At 52.8% G+C, this 20,690-nt stretch carries 20 protein-coding genes and 1 tRNA gene; 15 read left to right on the top strand and 6 right to left on the bottom strand.

Annotation, left to right across the window (positions count from 1 at the left end; translation table 11 throughout):
* Positions 1-374: 374 nt before the first annotated feature.
* From gcvT to OGX97_RS19725, 4 genes are all read left to right on the top strand, one after another.
* A complete protein-coding gene (gene gcvT / locus OGX97_RS19740) occupies positions 375-1,469 on the top strand; it encodes a glycine cleavage system aminomethyltransferase GcvT (RefSeq protein ID WP_003825494.1) in 1,095 nt (364 codons plus the stop codon).
* Between the two features lie 25 nt (positions 1,470-1,494).
* On the top strand, positions 1,495-1,884 hold the full coding sequence (gcvH, locus tag OGX97_RS19735) for a glycine cleavage system protein GcvH (RefSeq protein WP_003026965.1): 390 nt from the start codon (positions 1,495-1,497) through the stop codon (positions 1,882-1,884).
* A 127-nt stretch (positions 1,885-2,011) separates the two neighbouring features.
* Entirely contained in the window at positions 2,012-4,885 is a 2,874-nt protein-coding gene (gene gcvP / locus OGX97_RS19730) for an aminomethyl-transferring glycine dehydrogenase (protein WP_279850827.1), read from the top strand.
* 77 nt (positions 4,886-4,962) lie between these two features.
* Positions 4,963-5,706 (top strand): SDR family oxidoreductase, encoded by a 744-nt coding sequence (locus OGX97_RS19725; protein WP_279850828.1) that lies wholly within the window; start codon positions 4,963-4,965, stop codon positions 5,704-5,706.
* A 93-nt stretch (positions 5,707-5,799) separates the two neighbouring features.
* Here the strand turns inward: OGX97_RS19725 and bglA are convergent, their stop codons facing one another.
* A complete protein-coding gene (bglA, locus tag OGX97_RS19720) occupies positions 5,800-7,233 on the bottom strand; it encodes a 6-phospho-beta-glucosidase BglA (protein ID WP_048236723.1) in 1,434 nt (477 codons plus the stop codon).
* A 120-nt stretch (positions 7,234-7,353) separates the two neighbouring features.
* The gene (locus tag OGX97_RS19715; protein WP_071445579.1) at positions 7,354-8,082 is read right to left on the bottom strand and encodes a MurR/RpiR family transcriptional regulator; all 729 of its coding nucleotides are present in this window, start codon (positions 8,080-8,082) and stop codon (positions 7,354-7,356) included.
* A 52-nt stretch (positions 8,083-8,134) separates the two neighbouring features.
* Between OGX97_RS19715 and yqfB the strand changes: the two genes are divergently transcribed.
* Together yqfB and trhA are read left to right on the top strand one after the other, a co-directional pair.
* Positions 8,135-8,446 carry a N(4)-acetylcytidine aminohydrolase gene (yqfB, locus tag OGX97_RS19710; protein ID WP_048225466.1) on the top strand — a complete coding sequence of 104 codons (312 nt, stop codon included), beginning with the start codon at positions 8,135-8,137 and terminating at the stop codon, positions 8,444-8,446.
* 163 nt (positions 8,447-8,609) lie between these two features.
* Positions 8,610-9,272 (top strand): PAQR family membrane homeostasis protein TrhA, encoded by a 663-nt coding sequence (trhA, locus tag OGX97_RS19705; protein ID WP_071445549.1) that lies wholly within the window; start codon positions 8,610-8,612, stop codon positions 9,270-9,272.
* A gap of 131 nt (positions 9,273-9,403) precedes the next feature.
* On the opposite strand, the gene ygfZ is transcribed toward trhA, so the two are convergent.
* Positions 9,404-10,387 carry a tRNA-modifying protein YgfZ gene (gene ygfZ, locus OGX97_RS19700; protein WP_153752296.1) on the bottom strand — a complete coding sequence of 328 codons (984 nt, stop codon included), beginning with the start codon at positions 10,385-10,387 and terminating at the stop codon, positions 9,404-9,406.
* A gap of 257 nt (positions 10,388-10,644) precedes the next feature.
* Between ygfZ and sdhE the strand changes: the two genes are divergently transcribed.
* Both sdhE and OGX97_RS19690 read left to right on the top strand, forming a co-directional pair.
* Positions 10,645-10,911, top strand: coding sequence for an FAD assembly factor SdhE (gene sdhE / locus OGX97_RS19695; RefSeq protein ID WP_003825514.1), 267 nt, complete (start codon positions 10,645-10,647; stop codon positions 10,909-10,911).
* Positions 10,892-11,299, top strand: coding sequence for a protein YgfX (locus OGX97_RS19690; RefSeq protein ID WP_071446521.1), 408 nt, complete (start codon positions 10,892-10,894; stop codon positions 11,297-11,299). Before sdhE ends, OGX97_RS19690 begins: the two co-directional genes overlap by 20 nt.
* A 101-nt stretch (positions 11,300-11,400) precedes the next feature.
* On the opposite strand, the gene fldB is transcribed toward OGX97_RS19690, so the two are convergent.
* Positions 11,401-11,922, bottom strand: a complete 522-nt coding sequence (gene fldB / locus OGX97_RS19685) for a flavodoxin FldB (protein ID WP_003026933.1) — start codon at positions 11,920-11,922, stop codon at positions 11,401-11,403.
* Positions 11,923-12,035: 113 nt separating this feature from the next.
* Between fldB and xerD the strand changes: the two genes are divergently transcribed.
* The 5 genes from xerD to lysS all read left to right on the top strand — a co-directional run bounded on the left by xerD (position 12,036) and on the right by lysS (position 18,125).
* Positions 12,036-12,932: a site-specific tyrosine recombinase XerD gene (xerD, locus tag OGX97_RS19680; protein WP_186413019.1), complete on the top strand. Its 897-nt coding sequence runs from the start codon at positions 12,036-12,038 to the stop codon at positions 12,930-12,932.
* Between the two features lie 23 nt (positions 12,933-12,955).
* Positions 12,956-13,669, top strand: coding sequence for a bifunctional protein-disulfide isomerase/oxidoreductase DsbC (gene dsbC, locus OGX97_RS19675; protein ID WP_003825520.1), 714 nt, complete (start codon positions 12,956-12,958; stop codon positions 13,667-13,669).
* Positions 13,670-13,674: 5 nt separating this feature from the next.
* Positions 13,675-15,408 carry a single-stranded-DNA-specific exonuclease RecJ gene (gene recJ, locus OGX97_RS19670; protein WP_218658953.1) on the top strand — a complete coding sequence of 578 codons (1,734 nt, stop codon included), beginning with the start codon at positions 13,675-13,677 and terminating at the stop codon, positions 15,406-15,408.
* Positions 15,409-15,499: 91 nt separating this feature from the next.
* Positions 15,500-16,598 (top strand): peptide chain release factor 2 gene (gene prfB / locus OGX97_RS19665; protein ID WP_100194817.1). Its coding sequence is split into 2 segments (ribosomal slippage): positions 15,500-15,574 and positions 15,576-16,598, totalling 1,098 coding nucleotides; the frame shifts between segments, so codons are not numbered across the junction.
* Between the two features lie 9 nt (positions 16,599-16,607).
* Complete coding sequence (gene lysS / locus OGX97_RS19660; RefSeq protein ID WP_005123357.1) at positions 16,608-18,125, top strand: lysine--tRNA ligase; 1,518 nt, start codon at positions 16,608-16,610, stop codon at positions 18,123-18,125.
* A 77-nt stretch (positions 18,126-18,202) separates the two neighbouring features.
* Here lysS and idi read toward each other — a convergent pair whose 3' ends face one another.
* On the bottom strand, positions 18,203-18,757 hold the full coding sequence (gene idi, locus OGX97_RS19655; RefSeq protein ID WP_235126854.1) for an isopentenyl-diphosphate Delta-isomerase: 555 nt from the start codon (positions 18,755-18,757) through the stop codon (positions 18,203-18,205).
* Between the two features lie 166 nt (positions 18,758-18,923).
* On the opposite strand from idi, the gene actS reads away from it, so the two are divergent.
* Together actS and OGX97_RS19645 are read left to right on the top strand one after the other, a co-directional pair.
* The gene (actS, locus tag OGX97_RS19650; RefSeq protein WP_218658954.1) at positions 18,924-19,682 is read left to right on the top strand and encodes an amidase activator ActS; all 759 of its coding nucleotides are present in this window, start codon (positions 18,924-18,926) and stop codon (positions 19,680-19,682) included.
* A gap of 79 nt (positions 19,683-19,761) precedes the next feature.
* Positions 19,762-19,835 (top strand) — tRNA-Gly (locus tag OGX97_RS19645).
* Positions 19,836-19,868: 33 nt separating this feature from the next.
* Here the strand turns inward: OGX97_RS19645 and OGX97_RS19640 are convergent.
* Positions 19,869-20,405, bottom strand: a complete 537-nt coding sequence (locus tag OGX97_RS19640; protein ID WP_032944886.1) for a GNAT family N-acetyltransferase — start codon at positions 20,403-20,405, stop codon at positions 19,869-19,871.
* Positions 20,406-20,690 lie beyond the last annotated feature (285 nt).

The raw sequence follows: 20,690 nt of genomic DNA, 5'->3' as shown, positions 1-20,690 counted from the left end.
ATTTGAAATAATCTAATTCCACGCCTTTTTTCGCATTAGTTTTTCTAATATTACGTTTTTTTCATAACGCCATTTTTGACATTTTTTCCACATTTAATGTGGATTGGTGCTGTGATTTTACGCTTACCTTTGTTTGTTGTTCTGATTAATTGCTATATGTATGGAGTTTTATTCTGTTGGTGATCTGGCTGTTTTTCGCCATAAGCTAATGTGATGGTTAATTTTGACTTATGGTTTAGCGTCTGTTTCGGTGGTAAGTTCAGGACAAAGAGAACGTTTGCGTCGTAGCCCCTGGAGCGGCTGCGGTGCTGGGTTTCGTGGCGAAAATTTCACCGCGAAAGAGTTGGTAGCCCCGCTTATTCAACGAGGAAAAGATGGCTCAACAGACTCCTTTGTACGAACAACACACGCTATGTGGCGCGCGCATGGTCGATTTCCATGGCTGGATGATGCCACTGCATTACGGTTCTCAGCTCGATGAACACCATGCTGTTCGCACCGACGCCGGAATGTTTGATGTGTCGCATATGACCATCGTCGACCTGCGCGGTAGCCGCACCCGGGAGTTCTTGCGTTATCTGCTGGCAAACGACGTCGCGAAGCTAACGAAGACGGGTAAAGCCCTCTACTCCGGGATGCTCAACGCTTCGGGCGGCGTGATAGATGACCTGATTGTCTACTACTTCACTGAAGATTTCTTCCGCCTCGTTGTAAACTCCGCCACCCGCGAAAAAGACCTATCCTGGATTACCCAACACGCTGAACCTTACGCCATCGACATCACCGTTCGTGACGACCTGTCGCTGATTGCGGTGCAGGGGCCAAACGCGCAGGAAAAAGCAGCCACGTTGTTTACTGACGAACAGCGCCATGCGGTAGAAGGTATGAAGCCGTTCTTTGGCGTTCAGGCGGGTGATTTGTTTATCGCAACCACCGGTTATACCGGCGAAGCAGGCTATGAAATCGCCATGCCGAATGAAAAAGCGGCTGATTTCTGGCGTGCGCTGGTACAAGCAGGCGTCAAACCTTGTGGTCTCGGCGCGCGCGACACCCTGCGTCTGGAAGCGGGTATGAACCTGTATGGCCAGGAGATGGACGAAGGTATTTCTCCGCTGGCGGCCAACATGGGCTGGACCATCGCGTGGGAACCGGCTGACCGCGACTTTATTGGTCGTGAAGCGCTGGAAATGCAGCGTGAAAAAGGCCACGAACAGCTGGTCGGGCTGGTGATGACTGAGAAGGGCGTGCTGCGTAATGAACTGCCGGTGCGTTTCACCGATGCTTCTGGCAACCAGCATGAAGGCATTATCACCAGTGGCACATTCTCCCCAACCCTGGGTTACAGCATCGCGTTGGCGCGTGTGCCTGCGGGTATCGGTGAGACTGCGATCGTACAGATCCGTAACCGTGAAATGCCGGTAAAAGTGACTAAACCTGTTTTTGTGCGTAACGGCAAAGCCGTCGCGTAATTCATCCTTTTTTGGAGATTGATTGATGAGCAACGTACCTGCAGAACTGAAATACAGCAAAGAACACGAATGGCTGCGCAAAGAAGCTGACGGCTCTTACACCGTTGGTATCACCGAACACGCTCAGGAGCTGTTAGGTGACATGGTTTTCGTTGACCTGCCAGAAGTTGGCGCCACCGTCAGCGCGGGCGATGATTGCGCCGTTGCGGAGTCCGTAAAAGCGGCATCCGATATCTATGCGCCAGTAGGCGGTGAGATTGTTGCGGTTAACGATGCGCTCAGCGACTCCCCGGAACTGGTCAACAGCGAACCGTATGCGGGCGGCTGGATTTTCAAAATCAAAGCCAGCGATGAAAGCGAAATTGAATCGCTGTTGGATGCCACTGCGTACGAGGCATTACTGGAAGACGAATAAGATTGTGCCGGATGGCACTGCGTTTATCCGGCCTACGGTTTTATGTAGGCCCGGTAAGCGTCAGCGCCACCGGGCAATTGAGTTAGAGACAATCACGATTCACTGCACGTTTCAGGAACCATCGCCCATGACACAGACGTTAAGCCAGCTTGAAAACAGCGGCGCTTTCATTGAACGCCACATCGGACCGGACGCCGCGCAGCAGCAAGAGATGCTGAATGCGGTTGGCGCCGAGTCGTTAAACGCGCTGATCGGCCAGATTGTGCCGAAAGACATTCAGCTCGCAACCCCGCCACAGGTTGGCGAGGCGGCGACCGAATACGCTGCGCTGGCTGAATTAAAAGCCATCGCCGGGCGTAACAAGCGCTTCACGTCCTACATTGGCATGGGCTACACCGCCGTGCAGTTGCCACCGGTTATTCTGCGTAACATGCTGGAAAACCCAGGCTGGTACACCGCATATACGCCGTATCAGCCGGAAGTCTCCCAGGGACGACTGGAAGCTCTGCTGAACTTCCAACAGGTCACACTGGACCTGACGGGCCTGGATATGGCTTCCGCTTCTCTGCTGGATGAAGCCACTGCGGCTGCTGAAGCCATGGCGATGGCCAAACGTGTCAGCAAACTGAAAAATGCCAACCGTTTCTTTGTGGCGGCTGATGTTCACCCGCAAACGCTGGACGTGGTTCGCACCCGTGCAGAGACCTTTGGCTTTGATGTCATTGTTGATGACGCGGCGAAAGCACTGGATCACCAGGATGTGTTTGGCGTGCTGTTGCAGCAGGTTGGCACCACCGGTGAAGTGCATGACTACAGCAAACTGATTGCCGAGCTGAAATCCCGTAAAGTTGTGGTCAGTGTCGCTGCCGACTTTATGGCGCTGGTACTGCTGACTGCGCCGGGCAAACAGGGCGCGGATATTGTTTTCGGCTCTGCCCAACGCTTCGGCGTACCGATGGGTTACGGCGGCCCACACGCGGCATTCTTCGCCGCTAAAGACGAATTCAAACGCTCCATGCCAGGCCGTATTATCGGCGTATCGAAAGATGCGGCGGGCAATACCGCACTGCGCATGGCGATGCAGACTCGCGAGCAGCATATCCGCCGTGAGAAAGCGAACTCCAACATTTGTACCTCGCAGGTTCTGCTGGCCAACATCGCCAGCCTGTATGCCGTTTATCATGGTCCGGTTGGCCTGAAACGTATCGCTAATCGCATCCACCGCCTGACTGATATTCTGGCGGCCGGTCTGCAACAGAAAGGGCTGAAGCTGCGCCATGCGCACTACTTCGACACTCTGTGTGTTGAAGTGGCCGATAAAGCGGCTGTTCTGGCGCGTGCCGAAGCGGCAGAAATCAACCTGCGTAGCGATATCCATAACGCGGTAGGTATTACGCTCGATGAAACCACCACCCGTGAAAACGTGGTGCAGTTGTTCAATGTTCTGCTGGGCGACAGCCACGGTTTGAATATCGATACGCTGGATAAAGATGTGGCGCTCGACAGCCGTTCCATTCAGGACAGCATGCTGCGTGACGATGCGATCCTCAGCCATCCGGTGTTTAATCGCTATCACAGCGAAACCGAAATGATGCGCTACATGCACTCGCTGGAGCGCAAAGATCTGGCGCTGAACCAGGCAATGATCCCGCTGGGTTCTTGCACCATGAAGCTGAACGCTGCCGCCGAGATGATCCCTATCACCTGGCCGGAATTCGCTGAACTTCACCCGTTCTGCCCGCCAGAGCAGGCAGAAGGTTATCACCAGATGATCGGCCAGCTTTCCGAGTGGCTGGTAAAACTGACCGGTTATGACGCCGTCTGCATGCAGCCGAACTCCGGCGCGCAGGGCGAGTATGCGGGTCTGCTGGCGATTCGTCACTATCACGAAAGCCGTAACGAAGGCCATCGCGATATCTGTCTGATCCCGGCTTCTGCCCACGGTACCAACCCAGCATCCGCACAGATGGCGGGGATGCAGGTTGTGGTTGTCGCGTGTGATAAGAACGGCAACATCGACCTGGACGATCTGCGAGCAAAAGCAGAACAACATGCTGCGAATCTCTCCTGCATCATGGTGACCTATCCGTCTACTCACGGCGTGTATGAAGAAACGATCCGTGAAGTGTGCGACGTTGTGCACCAGTTTGGCGGCCAGGTTTACCTTGATGGCGCGAACATGAACGCTCAGGTTGGGATCACCACGCCGGGCTTTATCGGCGCAGATGTCTCGCACCTCAACCTGCATAAAACATTCTGCATTCCGCACGGCGGCGGCGGCCCAGGTATGGGACCGATTGGCGTCAAATCACATCTGGCACCGTTTGTACCGGGTCACAGCGTAGTGCAGATTGAAGGAATGCTCACCCGTCAGGGCGCAGTTTCAGCGGCGCCGTTCGGTAGCGCATCCATTCTGCCAATCAGCTGGATGTACATCCGTATGATGGGTGCAGAAGGTCTGAAGCAGGCAAGCCAGGTGGCTATCCTTAACGCTAACTACATTGCCAGCCGTCTGAAAGATGCTTATCCGGTGCTGTATACCGGTCGCGACGGTCGCGTGGCGCATGAATGCATTCTCGACATTCGCCCACTGAAAGAAGAGACCGGCATCAGCGAACTGGATATTGCCAAGCGCCTGATCGATTACGGTTTCCATGCGCCGACTATGTCATTCCCGGTCGCGGGTACCCTGATGGTTGAACCGACTGAATCTGAAAGCAAAGTGGAACTTGATCGCTTTATCAATGCGATGCTGGCAATCCGCGCTGAAATCGATCGCGTGAAAGCCGGTGAATGGTCACTGGAAGATAACCCGCTGGTTAACTCACCGCACACGCAAAACGAGCTGGTCACGGAGTGGAATCACGGTTATAGCCGCGAAATCGCCGTCTTCCCGGCTGGTGTGGCGAACAAATACTGGCCGACCGTGAAACGCCTTGATGATGTTTACGGTGACCGTAACCTGTTCTGCTCCTGCGTGCCGATGAGCGAATATCAGTAACTTTTCCGCGCAGTAAAGCTTTTGTAGGCCGGGTAAGGCGAAGTCGCCTCCCGGCTTTTTCATATCTGGAGGTATCCATGGGAATCGCACTGGTTACTGGCGGCAGTCGCGGCATCGGGCGGGCAACCGCGCTGCAGTTAGCGCAAGAGGGTTACACGGTTGCGGTTAACTTTCATCACAATATCCGTGCGGCAACGGAGGTGGTGAATACTATTGTCGCTGCCGGGGGAAAGGCGTTTGCTCTACGGGCTGATATCAGCAATGAAAGCCAGGTTGTGGCAATGTTTGAATGCATTGACCGCGAAGGGGAACCACTGACTGCGTTAGTGAATAATGCCGGGATTTTGTTTGAACAGAGCACGGTGGAAAGCTTAACCGCCGAAAGAATTAACCGCGTGCTGGCGACCAATGTTACCGGCAATTTTTTGTGTTGTCGGGAAGCGGTAAAGCGCATGTCGTTTAAACACGGAGGGCCAGGCGGGGCGATTGTGAATGTCTCTTCGGCGGCATCGCGGCTTGGTGCGCCATTCGAATATGTTGATTACGCGGCCTCAAAAGGCGCTGTGGACACGCTCACCACCGGCCTTGCGCTGGAGGTTGCGGCGCAAGGGATCCGCGTAAACTGCGTGCGACCTGGTCTTATCTACACTGAAATGCACGCTTCAGGCGGCGAGCCGGGAAGGGTCGATCGCGTGAAATCGATGTTGCCTATGCAGCGCGGCGGACAACCGGAGGAGGTCGCGCAGGCGATTACCTGGCTGCTGAGCGAGAAGGCGTCGTACGTAACGGGCAGTTTTCTGGAACTGGCTGGCGGGAAGTAGGGTTTAATCGCCGGATGGCGCTACGCTTATCCGGCCTACGGGAATTTAATCTGTAGGCTGGATAAGGCGTTTACGCCGCCATCCGGCAAAAAATCAAAGTTTCTCGCCGTTGCTGGCAATCACCGCTTTGTACCAGTTAAAACTTTTCTTGCGTGAACGCGACATATCGCCGGTGCCGTCGTCGTGTTTGTTCACGTAGATAAAGCCATAGCGCTTGCTGTACTGACCGGTGGTGAACGAGACACAGTCGATGCAGCCCCACGGCGTGTAGCCCATCAGGTCTACGCCATCATAGGTTACCGCTTTCATCATCTCTTCAACGTGGGCGCGCAAATAGTCGATGCGATAGTCGTCGTTGATGCTGCCGTCTTCTTCCACTTTGTCGTAGGCACCAAATCCGTTTTCTACGATAAATAGCGGTTTCTGATAGCGCTCATACAGTTCGCATAAGGCGTAACGCAGACCGACCGGATCAATCTGCCAGCCCCAGTCGGACGCTTTTACGTGCGGGTTCGGTACGCTGCCCTCAAAACCAGAAATGGCATCGCCGCTGCCGCCTTCCGCTTTTACCGCGTTGGTCATGTAGTAACTGAATCCGAGATAGTCACAGGTGCCTTCACGCAGGATTTGCTCATCTCCAGCTTCCATTCGGATGTTGAATTCGCGGCGTTCCCACTCGTTCAGTACATATGATGGATAGTAGCCGCGCAGTTGAACGTCGGTGAAAACGTAGCGCTCACGCATCGATTCCTGCGCGAACATCACATCTTCAGGCTTACAGGAGAACGGGTACAGTGGCACCATCGCCAGCATGCAGCCGACTTTCATTTCCGGGTTGATGCGGCGTGCGGCTTTCACTGCCAGAGCGCTGGCCACGAACTGGTGATGCAGCACCTGGTACATGGTTTCTTCCGGGTTTTCATGCTCGGTATACACCACGCCGGAGCAGCAATAACCAAACAGCGGTGCGCGCCAGTTGCGCTGGTTGTTGATCTCGTTAAAGGTCATCCAGTATTTGACCTTGTGCTTGTAGCGCTCAAAAACGACTTCAGCAAATCGGACAAAGAAATCGACGACTTTACGATTGGTCCAGCTACCGTATTGTTGAACCAGGTGCAGCGGCATTTCAAAGTGGGAAAGGGTGATGACCGGTTCGATGTTGTACTTCAGCAGTTCATCGAACATGTCGTCGTAGAACTTTAGCCCTTCTTCATTCGGCTGGCTTTCATCCCCTTTGGGGAAGATACGCGTCCAGGCGATTGAGGTACGGAAGCATTTGAAGCCCATCTCGGCAAACAGCTTAATGTCTTCTTTGTAATGACCGTAAAAATCGACGGCTTCGTGGTTGGGGTAGTACTTACCGGGCACAACTTCCTGAGTGATTTCTCGCGGAACGCCGTGCGCACCACCGGTCAGTACATCGCAAATGCTGGGGCCTTTGCCACCTTTGTTCCAGCCGCCTTCAACCTGGTGCGCCGCAACCGCGCCACCCCATAAAAAATCTTTCGGTAAGGTAAGTTTTTTCATCTGCGCTCAGTCTCAAATTAATACAATCTGATTTTGAGTCTAACAAAGGAAAGATAAATGTCACGATATAACAAAATAGCGCTAATGTGATTTGTTACATCCAAAAAACAGATTGTTTTTTTACGCTATTCTTTTCGCCAGCTTGCGGCCGAGTGACTCCAGAATATAAATAACAGGGATCTGTGTGGTTATATCGTATACCCCGGCAATGCGCGTCTGTGGAACGTGCCAGGAGAGATTAAAGTCAGCCAATTTGGCCAGCCGCGAATGTTCATGACTGGTGACAGACAGGACCCTACAGTTATGCAGGCTGAACTGGCTGGCAAAACGCAGGATCTCTTCTGTTTCACCGGAAACGGAAAGCACGATCGCCAGCGCGTTTCTGGCCATGTCATTCGTTACCGGGAAATAAGGATCATCAATGTGATTACTGAATTTTCCAACGTTTGAGAAAAAACGTGCGCCATATTTGGCTAAGGCTCCGGATGTTCCCGCTCCGACGAATATAATACGTTCGGAAGATAATATAATATCAACAGCCTGATCGAGCAGGTTATCGAACTCATCATTATTAACGCCTTTAAAGAAGCTGATAATTTCGCTGGCACCGAAATTAGCCTGTTGCGGTTCATTCTGCTCTAAATATAATTTGAAGCGCACGCGAAATTCTGAGTAACCTTCACACTTAAGCTTGCGGCAAAAGCGCAGTACGGTGGTAGTGGAAACACCCACGGCATCGGCCAGTTCGCGAATGGTCATGTACATGACTTTGTCACGGTTTTTGATGACATAGTTGTAGACCAGCATCTCAAGATTGTTAAGACTGGCGATGGCAGCGTGGGAGAACATACTCACAATGGCAAAACTCACTCATCAGACTTCATCTACAGGGAATAATAACATGCAGCCAAATGACATCACTTTTTTTCAGCGTTTCCAGGATGACATTCTGGCCGGACGCAAGACCATCACTATTCGTGACGAGTCTGAATCACACTTCAAAGCCGGGGACATTTTACGGGTTGGGCGCTTCGAAGATGACGGTTACTTCTGCACGATTGAGGTTGTTGGCACCTCAACCGTCACGCTGGATACGCTGACGGATAAACATGCCCAGCAGGAAAACATGACACTTGAAGAACTTAAACATGTCATTGCCGAGATTTACCCGGATCAGACGCAATTTTATGTGATTGATTTTAAATGTCTTTGATTTTAATGGTACGCATGTTAGCTGAAATTTAAAAACTAACACCATGATTTTTAATGGTAAATATTTATCTGGTAATTATTTTAGCTAACAGGTGTTCACTGGAACCATTCTCAGTTACGCTAGAGGAGCAATCACGATAGGGTTCGTTTCTCGGGAGTAAGTTATGGTTCAGAAGCCATTAATCGCGCAGGGATATTCGCTGGCAGAGGAAATAGCCAACAGCATCAGTCACGGTATCGGGCTGGTGTTTGGGATTGTCGGACTGGTGTTGTTGCTGGTTCAGGCAGTGGATACCAATGCCAGCGCTATGGCGATTACCAGCTATAGCCTGTACGGCGGCAGCATGATCCTGCTGTTCCTCGCCTCAACCTTGTATCACGCGATCCCCCATCAGAGAGCGAAAGTCTGGCTGAAAAAATTCGACCACTGCGCGATTTATCTGCTGATTGCCGGGACCTACACGCCATTTCTGCTGGTGGGGCTTGATTCGCCGCTGGCACGTGGACTTATGATTGTTATCTGGAGCCTGGCGCTAATCGGTATTTTATTCAAACTGACCATCGCACACCGGTTTAAAATTCTGTCGCTGGTGACTTACCTGACAATGGGCTGGCTTTCGCTGATTGTGGTGTATCAACTGGCGGTGAAGTTGGCGGCGGGAGGCGTGACGTTGCTGGCTGTTGGCGGTGTGGTGTATTCGCTGGGCGTAATTTTCTACGTCTGTAAGCGTATTCCTTATAACCATGCGATCTGGCACGGTTTTGTGCTGGGCGGCAGCGTTTGCCACTTCCTGGCGATCTATCTGTACGTGGGGCAACACGCATAGATTCAGTGCAACCCCGGGGGCGGCGTAAACGCCTCGCCCGGGCTGTATTTTGTTGGCCGGACGAGGCAATGCCGCAATTCGGCGGCATGTGCCGAATTGCCTAATGGCGCTGCACTTATCAGGCCTACCAATTACTCTTCGTCTAACGAATATGGCAGCGGTACGATACGCAGCGTTTTTGCGTCGTCACGAACGCGGAACACGCTGTCGGCCTCCATGTCGTTATTCATCACAACCTGCACCAGTACCTGACCATCGGCCAGTTGTACTGCAGCAAGTACGGTACCAGTACGACGCCAGTTCTCGCCCATTTTTAATTCAAGGTCTTCGCCAGCTTCCGGTACTCGACCGGCGGCCCCCGCCAAAGTCCACATGGCGCGTTTGTTGGCTCCGCGGAATTTTGCACGAGCCACCATTTCCTGACCGGTGTAGCAGCCTTTTTTAAAGCTGATCCCGCCCAGAGCCTGCAGATTGGTAGCCTGTGGAATAAACTGTGCACTGTTGGCTGTATCAATCACGGGGATACCCGCTTCGATATCCAGCGCCAGCCACTGCTGGCTGTTATTTAACTCAGCTTCGCCACGTAGCTTTTCAACCAAGGTTTCTGCGGTGGTGGCATCAACGATCAGCAGAAAACGTTCGGCAGGGTGTTCGAACCACAATACCGTGGAGGCACCTTCGGTAATGACCTGCTTATCACTGTTCGGTAATTCGCTGAAGATATTGGCCAGCGCTGCACGTGCCTGGAATCCCGCTACGCCCAACAGGACGCGCTCGTCGTCTGGGGCGATCGCCACCTTCGAGAAGACCGCGTATTTTTTCAGCTCAGTGAGCTGCGCATCACGCAGGCTACGGCGCTCAAGCCATGCAAAACCGTCACCCCGGCGGAACAGACGCAGGTTGCTCCACATTTTACCTTTGGCGTCACAATGTGCAGCCAACAGGTGCTGATGCTCGGTCATCTGGCTGACATCCGCCGTGACCTGACCCTGAATATACTTCTCACTGTCGACACCGGTGATGGTGGCGAGCGCCCAGTCATCGAGCGTCATTAGCGTCAGAGGTAAACGCGTTGACGCAAAAGGCTGGCGAGGAGGAAAAGATGTAAAAGCCATAATAATGTCCTGATTTGCTTAACGCAGTGATGATGACTAATGGTAAAAGAGCTATGGCCCATTGCAAGCGGTTTAAACAGGCTATTTGTGCCATATATTGTGCTTTGCGAGGAGACATCCAAAATTGGTGAATCCTTTGGCTTAATAAGGTTTTATTTAGCGAGCGAGCTTCAATTTACTGATATTCCCGTAAAAAGAGCGGGAAAAACACGTTACAATAGCGGGATACTTCGTTTTCGCGAGACAGGGAGAAGAACATGGATATTAACAACAAAGCACGTATTCATTGGGCATGCCGCCGCGGTATGCGCGAGCTGGACATCTCTATCATGCCGTTTTTCGAACATGAATATGACAGCTTAAGTGACGAAGAAAAACGTATCTTTATCCGTCTGCTAGAATGTGATGATCCAGATTTATTTAACTGGTTGATGAATCATGGGAAACCAGCTGATGAGCAGCTGGAACAGATGGTGCGACTTATCCAGACACGGAATCGGGAACGTGGTCCAGTGGCAATCTGATTTACGCGTATCATGGCGCGCACAGTGGCTTTCACTGCTAATTCATGGGCTGGTCGCGGTGTTTATTTTATTGATGCCCTGGCCATTGAGCTACACCCCATTATGGCTGGTTTTGCTCTCTTTGGTGGTGTTCGATAGCGTTCGCAGTCAGCGTCGAATCAACGCCTGTCAGGGTGAGATTCGGCTATTGATGGATGGCCGTCTGCGCTGGCAAGGGCAAGAGTGGTCTATCGTTAGCGCCCCCTGGATGGTTAAAACAGGCATGATGCTGCGTTTGCGATCTGATGCCGGAAAACGTCAACATTTGTGGCTGGCAGCAGACAGTATGGATGATACAGAGTGGCGGGATTTACGGCGGTTGATGCTGCAAAAGGCGAAGCAAGGGTAACGCATGACACATGCCTGATGGCGCGCAGCTTGAAGGCCTACAGTTAGGTGCGTCATGCAGGCCGGATAAGGCATTTACGCCGTCATCCGGCAAATCGGTTATCAGGACCAGTGCTCGGCCATTTCCCCAAGAATTTGCTCGCACCAGGCCTGAATGCGTTCATCGCTGAGATCGTACTGGTTCGTCTCATCCAGCGCCAGGCCAACAAACAGCTGTCCATCAGCAATGACGGGTTTATCGCTGGTGAATTCGTAGCCTTCTGTGGGCCAGTAGCCGACAAACTTTACACCTTTGGTGATCAGTTTATCGTGCAGCATACCCAACGCATCCAGGAACCATTCGCCGTATCCCAACTGATCGCCCATACCGTAAAGCGCGACAATCTTGCCCTCCAGGTTGAGGTCGTCCAGTTGCTCCCAGACCGCTTCCCAGTCCTCCTGAATTTCACCGAAATCCCAGGTTGGGATGCCCAAAATGAGCACGTCATATTGCTCCATTAGGGTCGGGGAATCGTCTTTGAGGTTGTGCAGTGTCACCAGTTCGGGACCCAGGATATCGCGGATTTTTTCTGCTGCCATTTCGGTGTAGCAGGTGCTGGAACCGTAAAAAAGACCCATGTTCATGACGTAAACATCTCAATTCTGCTGTAGCGTTGCGGGTAGTGTAACAGAATCGCCGCATTCACGGCACAATGAGGCATAATGCATCAAAAATGAGAGTGGAATAAGGGGCGCGAGTGGAACAGGATCTGGCGCGCATCGAGCAGTTTCTTGATGCCCTGTGGCTGGAACGAAATCTGGCGGAAAACACATTAAGTGCGTATCGTCGCGATCTGACCATGCTTGTGGAATGGTTACATCACCGCGGCGCTTCGCTTGCGACCGCGCAAAGTGATGATCTGCAAGCCTTGCTGGCTGAGCGGATGGATGGAGGGTATAAAGCCACCAGTTCCGCACGTTTGCTCAGTGCGACGCGACGTTTTTTTCAGCATCTGTACCGCGAAAAATATCGCGAAGATGACCCCAGCGCCTCGCTTGCATCACCTAAACTTCCGCAGCGCCTGCCTAAAGATCTCAGCGAAGCGCAGGTTGAGCGGCTGCTACAAGCGCCGCTTATTGAGCAACCGCTGGAGCTACGCGACAAAGCCATGCTGGAAGTGCTGTATGCAACAGGCCTGCGCGTGTCTGAACTGGTAGGACTGACGATGAGTGACGTCAGCCTGCGTCAGGGTGTGGTACGGGTGATCGGTAAAGGTAACAAAGAGCGCCTTGTCCCGTTGGGTGAGGAGGCTGTGTACTGGCTGGAAACTTACCTGGAGCATGGGCGTCCATGGTTGCTCAACGGTGTAACGATTGATGTGCTGTTTCCTAGTCAGCGGGCGCAACAGATGACCCGTCAGACCTTCTGGCATCGTATCAAACACTATGCTGTGTTGGCGGGAATCGACAGCGAAAAGCTGTCACCGCACGTCCTGCGGCACGCGTTTGCCACGCATCTGCTCAACCATGGCGCAGACCTGCGCGTGGTGCAGATGCTACTGGGGCATAGCGATCTCTCGACAACGCAGATTTATACTCATGTCGCAACGGAGCGCTTGCGGCAACTACATCAACAACATCACCCGCGAGCGTGAGTGCTGACAGGATAGGATAGGCTATGAAAAAACGTTTTATGATGTTCACCCTTCTGGCGACGGCGTTTTCCGGCATGGTACATGCAGACGACGCGGCAATTCGTCAGTCATTAGCAAAGCTGGGTGTGCAGAGCACCGAGATTCAACCTGCTCCGGTTGCGGGCATGAAAACCGTACTGACCAATAGCGGCGTGCTGTACGTAACTGAAGACGGTAAACATATTATTCAGGGACCGATGTACGACGTGAGCGGCGCAAGTCCGGTGAATGTCACCAACCAACTGCTGATGAAGCATCTGAACGCGCTGGAAAAAGAGATGATCATCTACAAAGCGCCGCAGGAAAAACACGTCATTACCGTTTTCACCGACATCACTTGTGGTTACTGCCACAAGCTGCATGAAGAGATGAAAGATTACAATGCGTTGGGGATCACCGTACGTTATCTGGCCTTCCCACGTCAGGGGCTGGACAGCCAGGCTGAGCAAGACATGAAGTCTATCTGGTGTGCTAAGGACAAAAACAAAGCCTTTGACGACGCGATGACTGGCAAGGGCGTGAAAGCGGCGACCTGTGATGTGGATATCGCTAACCACTATGCGCTGGGCGTACAGTTTGGCGTCAGCGGTACACCGGCGATTGTGCTGAGCAATGGCTATGTCGTACCTGGTTATCAGGGCCCGAAAGAGATGAAAGAATTCCTCGACGCACATGCAAAACAGACCAGCGGTAAATAATTCGCGTGAAACAACAGATACAACTTCGTCGGCGTGAAGCCGACGAGACAGTCGAGCTACCTGCCGACTTACCGCCGCTGCTGCGCCGTTTATACGCCAGTCGCGGTGTACGTAGCGCGCAGGAGCTTGAGCGTAGCGTCAAAGGAATGCTGCCGTGGCAGCATTTAAACGGTGTCGAAAAGGCGGTTGAGATCCTCTACAGCGCCTTTCGTGCGGGAACTCGCATCATCGTTGTTGGCGATTTCGATGCCGATGGCGCGACCAGCACGGCGCTAAGCATCCTGGCGATGCGCGCGTTGGGCTGCAGTAACGTTGACTACCTGGTGCCAAATCGTTTTGAGGACGGTTATGGTTTAAGCCCGGAAGTCGTTGATCAGGCCCATGCCCGTGGTGCTCAGCTGATTGTCACCGTAGACAACGGCATCTCGTCTCACGCGGGTGTCGAACATGCCAGAACGTTGGGGATCCCGGTCGTTGTGACCGATCACCACCTGCCAGGGGATACGCTGCCGGGCGCAGAGGCGATCATCAATCCTAACCTGCACGACTGTGAGTTCCCGTCGAAATCGCTGGCAGGCGTTGGTGTAGCCTTCTATCTGATGCTGGCGCTGCGCACTTTCCTGCGTGACAAAGGCTGGTTTGATGGGCGAGGCATTGCACCGCCGAACCTGGCGGATTTGCTCGATCTGGTTGCGCTTGGCACGGTGGCGGACGTGGTACCGCTGGATGCCAATAACCGCATTCTGACGTGGCAAGGCTTAAGCCGTATCCGTGCTGGAAAATGCCGCCCTGGTATCAAAGCGCTGCTGGAGATTTCCAATCGCGACCCCCTAAAGCTGGCAGCCAGTGATTTAGGTTTTGCCCTCGGGCCACGGCTGAATGCGGCGGGGCGTCTGGACGATATGTCCGTTGGCGTAGCGCTGTTGCTGTGCGACAACATTGGTGAAGCGCGCGTGCTGGCCAATGAGCTGGACGCACTCAACCAGACGCGCAAAGAGATTGAGCAGGGTATGCAGGCCGAAGCGCTGACCCTGTGTGAAAAGCTGGAACGCAGTAGCGATACGCTTCCGGGCGGCCTGGCAATGTATCATCCCGAGTGGCATCAGGGCGTTGTGGGGATTCTGGCATCGCGCATTAAAGAACGATTCCATCGCCCGGTGATAGCGTTTGCCCCGGCAGGTGATGGTACTCTCAAAGGCTCCGGGCGTTCGATTCAGGGGCTGCACATGCGCGATGCGCTGGAGCGCCTGGACACCCTTTATCCGGGCATGATCCTCAAGTTTGGCGGTCACGCCATGGCTGCGGGCTTATCGCTTGAAGAGGCGCAGTTTGAGCGTTTCCAGCAGCGTTTTGGCGAACTGGTTACCGAGTGGTTGGATCCCGCCTTACTGCAAGGTGAAGTGGTGTCGGATGGCCCACTGAGCGCAGCGGAGATGACCATGGAGGTCGCACAAATGCTGCGCGATGCCGGACCGTGGGGACAAATGTTCCCGGAACCGCTGTTTGACGGGCATTTCCGTTTGCTCCAGCAGCGTCTGGTCGGTGAGCGTCATCTGAAGGTAATGGTGGAGCCCGTAGGCGGTGGTCCGCTGCTGGACGGCATTGCGTTTAACGTCGATACCACCTGCTGGCCGGACAACGGCGTGCGCGAAGTTCAGCTTGCCTACAAACTGGATATTAATGAGTTTCGCGGCAACCGTAGTTTGCAGATTATAATCGACAATATCTGGCCACTTTAGCGTCACTAATCGCTATAAAAAAGGGCGTGGATTAGTTACAATCCCGCTCTTATCACCGCATTTTGACTAGTCCAATAAAAGAAATCAGACAATGTTTGAAATTAATCCGGTAAATAACCGCATTCAGGACCTCACGGAGCGCTCTGACGTTCTTAGGGGGTATCTTTGACTATGATGCCAAGAAAGAGCGTCTGGAAGAAGTAAACGCCGAGCTGGAACAGCCGGACGTATGGAACGAACCCGAACGCGCGCAGGCGCTGGGTAAAGAGCGTTCTTCTCTTGAAGCCATCGTTGATACGCTCGATCAGATGAGCCAGGGCCTGGAAGATGTCTCCGGCCTGCTGGAACTGGCTGTAGAAGCCGACGACGAAGAAACCTTTAACGAAGCCGTAGCAGAACTCGACACGCTGGAAGATAAACTGGCCCAGCTGGAATTCCGTCGTATGTTCTCCGGTGAATATGACAGCGCAGATTGCTATCTCGATATTCAGGCAGGTTCTGGCGGTACGGAAGCGCAGGACTGGGCAAGCATGCTGATGCGCATGTATCTGCGTTGGGCTGAAGCGCGCGGCTTTAAGACTGAAATTATTGAAGAGTCTGAAGGTGAAGTGGCGGGTATTAAATCCGTGACCATCAGAATTGCTGGCGAATATGCGTACGGTTGGCTGCGTACTGAAACCGGCGTACACCGTCTGGTTCGTAAGAGTCCGTTCGACTCCGGCGGACGTCGCCATACGTCGTTCAGTTCTGCGTTTGTTTATCCGGAAGTTGATGATGATATTGATATCGATATCAACCCGGCGGATCTGCGTATTGACGTTTACCGTGCCTCCGGTGCGGGTGGTCAGCACGTTAACCGTACGGAATCTGCGGTGCGTATTACCCACATCCCGACTGGGATTGTGACGCAGTGTCAGAACGACCGTTCCCAGCACAAGAACAAAGACCAGGCCATGAAGCAGATGAAAGCGAAGCTTTATGAACTGGAAATGCAGAAGAAGAATGCCGAGAAACAGGCGATGGAAGACAACAAGTCAGATATCGGCTGGGGTAGCCAGATTCGTTCTTATGTCCTTGATGACTCCCGCATCAAAGATCTGCGTACCGGGGTTGAAACCCGTAACACGCAGGCGGTGCTGGATGGCAGCCTGGATCAATTTATCGAAGCAAGTTTGAAAGCAGGGTTATGAGGAACCAACATGTCTGAACAACACGTACAGGGCGCTGACGCGGTAGCCGACCTTAACAATGAACTGAAAACGCGCCGTGAGAAGCTGGCGAGCCTGCGTGAGCAGGGGATCCCGTTCCCGAACGATTTCCGTCGCGATCATACCTCAGACCAACTGCATGCTGACTTCGACGCGAAAGAAAACGAAGAGCTGGAAGCGCTGAACATTGAGGTATCCGTTGCTGGCCGTATGATGACCCGTCGTATTATGGGTAAAGCATCATTCGTTACGCTGCAGGACGTTGGCGGCCGTATTCAGCTGTACGTTGCTCGCGATGACCTGCCGGAAGGCGTCTACAACGAGCAGTTCAAAAAATGGGATCTGGGCGATATCCTCGGCGCGAAAGGTAAGTTGTTCAAGACCAAGACCGGTGAGTTGTCTATTCACTGCACCGAACTGCGTCTGCTGACCAAAGCGCTGCGCCCGCTGCCGGACAAATTCCACGGTCTGCAGGATCAGGAAGCGCGCTATCGTCAACGTTACCTGGATCTCATCTCTAACGATGAATCCCGCAATACCTTTAAAGTGCGTTCACAAATTATGGCTGGCATCCGTCAGTTCATGGTGGGTCGCGGCTTTATGGAAGTGGAAACCCCGATGATGCAGGTGATCCCTGGCGGTGCCGCTGCGCGTCCGTTCATCACCCATCATAACGCGCTGGATCTGGATATGTACCTGCGTATTGCGCCGGAACTGTACCTCAAGCGTCTGGTGGTTGGCGGCTTCGAACGCGTGTTCGAAATTAACCGTAACTTCCGTAACGAAGGCATCTCTGTTCGCCATAACCCAGAGTTCACCATGATGGAACTCTACATGGCTTATGCGGACTACAAAGATCTGATCGAACTGACCGAATCGCTGTTCCGTACGCTGGCGCAGAACGTTCTGGGAACGACTGAAGTGCCTTATGGTGAAGAAGTCTTCGACTTCGGTAAGCCGTTCGAAAAACTGACCATGCGCGAAGCGATTCAGAAATACCGTCCGGAAACCAACATGGCCGATCTGGATAACTTCGACTCTGCAAAAGCGATTGCTGAATCTATCGGCATCAAAGTTGAGAAGAGCTGGGGTCTGGGCCGTATCGTGACCGAGATCTTTGAAGAAGTTGCGGAAGCGCACCTGATTCAACCGACCTTCATTACCGAGTACCCAGCAGAAGTTTCTCCGCTGGCGCGTCGTAATGACGAAAATCCGGAAATCACTGACCGTTTCGAATTCTTCATCGGCGGACGTGAAATCGGTAACGGTTTCAGCGAGCTGAACGATGCGGAAGATCAGGCGCAGCGTTTCCAGGATCAGGTTAACGCTAAAGATGCGGGTGATGACGAAGCAATGTTCTATGACGAAGACTACGTTACCGCTCTGGAACACGGTCTGCCGCCGACTGCGGGTCTGGGCATTGGTATCGACCGTATGGTTATGCTGTTCACCAACAGCCACACTATCCGCGACGTGATCTTGTTCCCGGCGATGCGCCCGGTTAAGTAAGATGTGAAATGCCGGATGGCGGCTGACGCCTTATCCGGCCTACGATTCGTTATGTAGGCCAGATAAGCGTAGCGCCATCAGGCAATAATTTGTTGGCAGTAATTCCGCAACAGCGTACGCGCTTCTTTGTCTGCAACCTGCATTACCATCCACGGGCTAAAAGCCCACGGCGTCGCGTCAATCCCGCTTAAGACATCCGCAAGACTGCTCCAGTGGCAATCCATCACTTCATCTGGATTTAGCTGTAGCGGACTCACGATATGTGCGGCATAAACCGGGCATACTTCGTTTTCAACTATTCCACTCGGGTCTGTAGCGCGATAACGAAAGTCAGCGTATACGGGGCTGAGCAAGTCGATGTCTGCACCCAGTTCGAAGCGAGCCCGGCGAACAATAGCGGCTTCGTGGGTTTCACCCAGCTGCGGGTGACCGCAGACAGAGTTGGTCCAGACACCTGGCCAGGCTTTTTTGTGCAGCGAGCGGCGGGTGACCAGCAGTTGGCCCTGCTCGTTAAATATCCAGCACGAGAAAGCGGAATGCAGGGGGGTTGTGGCGGTATGCGCCGCATATTTTTCCAGCGTTCCGCAAGGTTGGTCCTGCTCATTCAATAAAATGACATGTTCCTGTCGCATAGCGTCCACCATCAATCTTAAGCACCCATATTATATGCTTAATTAAGTCAGATTGATTAACAGAGGGTGTGAAATGCCAGAGCCGACGGTTCGTTGCGCGATATGATTTGGCATCCGGTGTCTGGCTGCTATGATAAAGCGTCTGAAAATGTTGCGAGGTATTGTTTTGAGTGCAGGACGCCTGAAGAAAAATGGCCAGGGTATCGTGATGTTGCTGTGCGTCGGTCTGCTGTTAGCAGGGTGTTCCGGGAGCAAGTCGTCTGATACAGGAAGTTATTCCGGCTCCGTGTATACCGTGAAGCGGGGGGATACGCTATACCGTATTTCGCGCGCTACCGGGACCAGCGTGAAAGAGATCGCCCGCCTGAATAATATTTCACCGCCCTATACCATTGAAGTAGGGCAAAAACTGAAGGTCAGCGGTGGCGCGAAAACCAGTTCTAACTCTGGCAAAACAACCAAGAAATCCTCAACCAAAACGGCAGCGGTCAGACCGTCTTCGTCCGTACCGCAGTCTTCCTGGCCTCCGGTAGGGCAACGTTGCTGGCAGTGGCCTGCCAGCGGTAAGGTGATCCTGCCTTATTCAACCGCGGACGGCGGCAACAAGGGCATTGATATCTCTGCTGCGCGCGGTACACCGATTTATGCCGCCGGCGCTGGGAAGGTGGTTTACGTCGGTAATCAGCTGCGGGGCTATGGTAATCTCATCATGATTAAGCACAGTGAGGACTACATCACTGCGTATGCGCATAATGACACCATGCTGGTGAACAACGGTCAAAACGTGAAGGCCGGGCAGAAAATCGCGACGATGGGCAGCTCGGATGCGACTACGGTGCGGCTGCATTTCCAAATCCGCTACCGGGCGACGGCTATCGATCCGCTGCGTTATTTGCCGCCGCAGGGCAGTAAGCCAAAATGCTGACGGTGATTTAATCGCCAGTCAGTCGGTTAGTCCCTTGCCAAGAAGAGCGTAAGGTTTATAATCCCTTACGCACTTCGATGCGGGCGTAGTTCAATGGTAGAACGAGAGCTTCCCAAGCTCTATACGAGGGTTCGATTCCCTTCGCCCGCTCCAAAATTCTCTCCCTGTAATTAATCCTTAAAAACGTTAGATAGCGACACCGGAATCCGGTGGTAGCGTGCCGTTACCTTCACCCAGATTACGTTGTAGCAATACCGTGTCGAGCCATAGCCCATGTTTGAAGCCAATGTTTTTCAGTGTGCCGATTTGCGTAAATCCGGCCTGCTGATGGACTTTTAACGATCCCTGATTATTGCTGTCGCCGACGATGGCAATCAGTTGCCGATAACCCTGTGCTTCAGCCCAGCCAATCACATGACGCAGTAAGGCTTTTCCTACACCCTGACGCTGAGCCGTTGGAGCAATATAAATCGAATCCTCAAGGGTATAGCGGTAGGCATAGCGCTCGCGGTAGCGGGTGAGGTAGCAATACCCGATGACCTTATCTTCCTGCAGAGCGACGACCCACGGCAGCCCGAGGCTGCGGATTTTTTCCAGACGAGCAAGCATCTCGTGTGCATCCGGCGGGTCGGTTTCAAAGCTGCCGGTACCGTGAAGAACATGATGTGCATAGATATCGCGTATGGCGGGGATGTGCTTTTCTTCTGCGTTAACGATTTTCATTGACCGGCTCCCATTGGCGTCTTTGCCCAGATTACCTGAAAGTCTGAGGGGAAGGTAAGTGCAAAAAATTATGCTTCTATCAGTTGCTTGTAATGCAAATAGGCTTGCATATTGTAAGGGGAAATAATTGATTGTGGTTGATATTGTCAATAGTACGCAAGGTTGGTAAATATATTAACAGGTAGAGTAATACACAATTATTCACGCACGTATTTGATTGAGTTTCCAAATACCAATTATGGTAGGTTTCGAAAAATGATAAATAAAGTTGTTTGATTTCAACGC

It is taken from the genome of Citrobacter sp. Cpo061, from assembly GCF_030332845.1.
Classification (GTDB): Bacteria; Pseudomonadota; Gammaproteobacteria; order Enterobacterales; family Enterobacteriaceae; genus Citrobacter; species Citrobacter portucalensis.
Note: the sequence above shows the minus strand (reverse complement) of the source record. Positions and strands in the feature narration are given on the sequence as shown.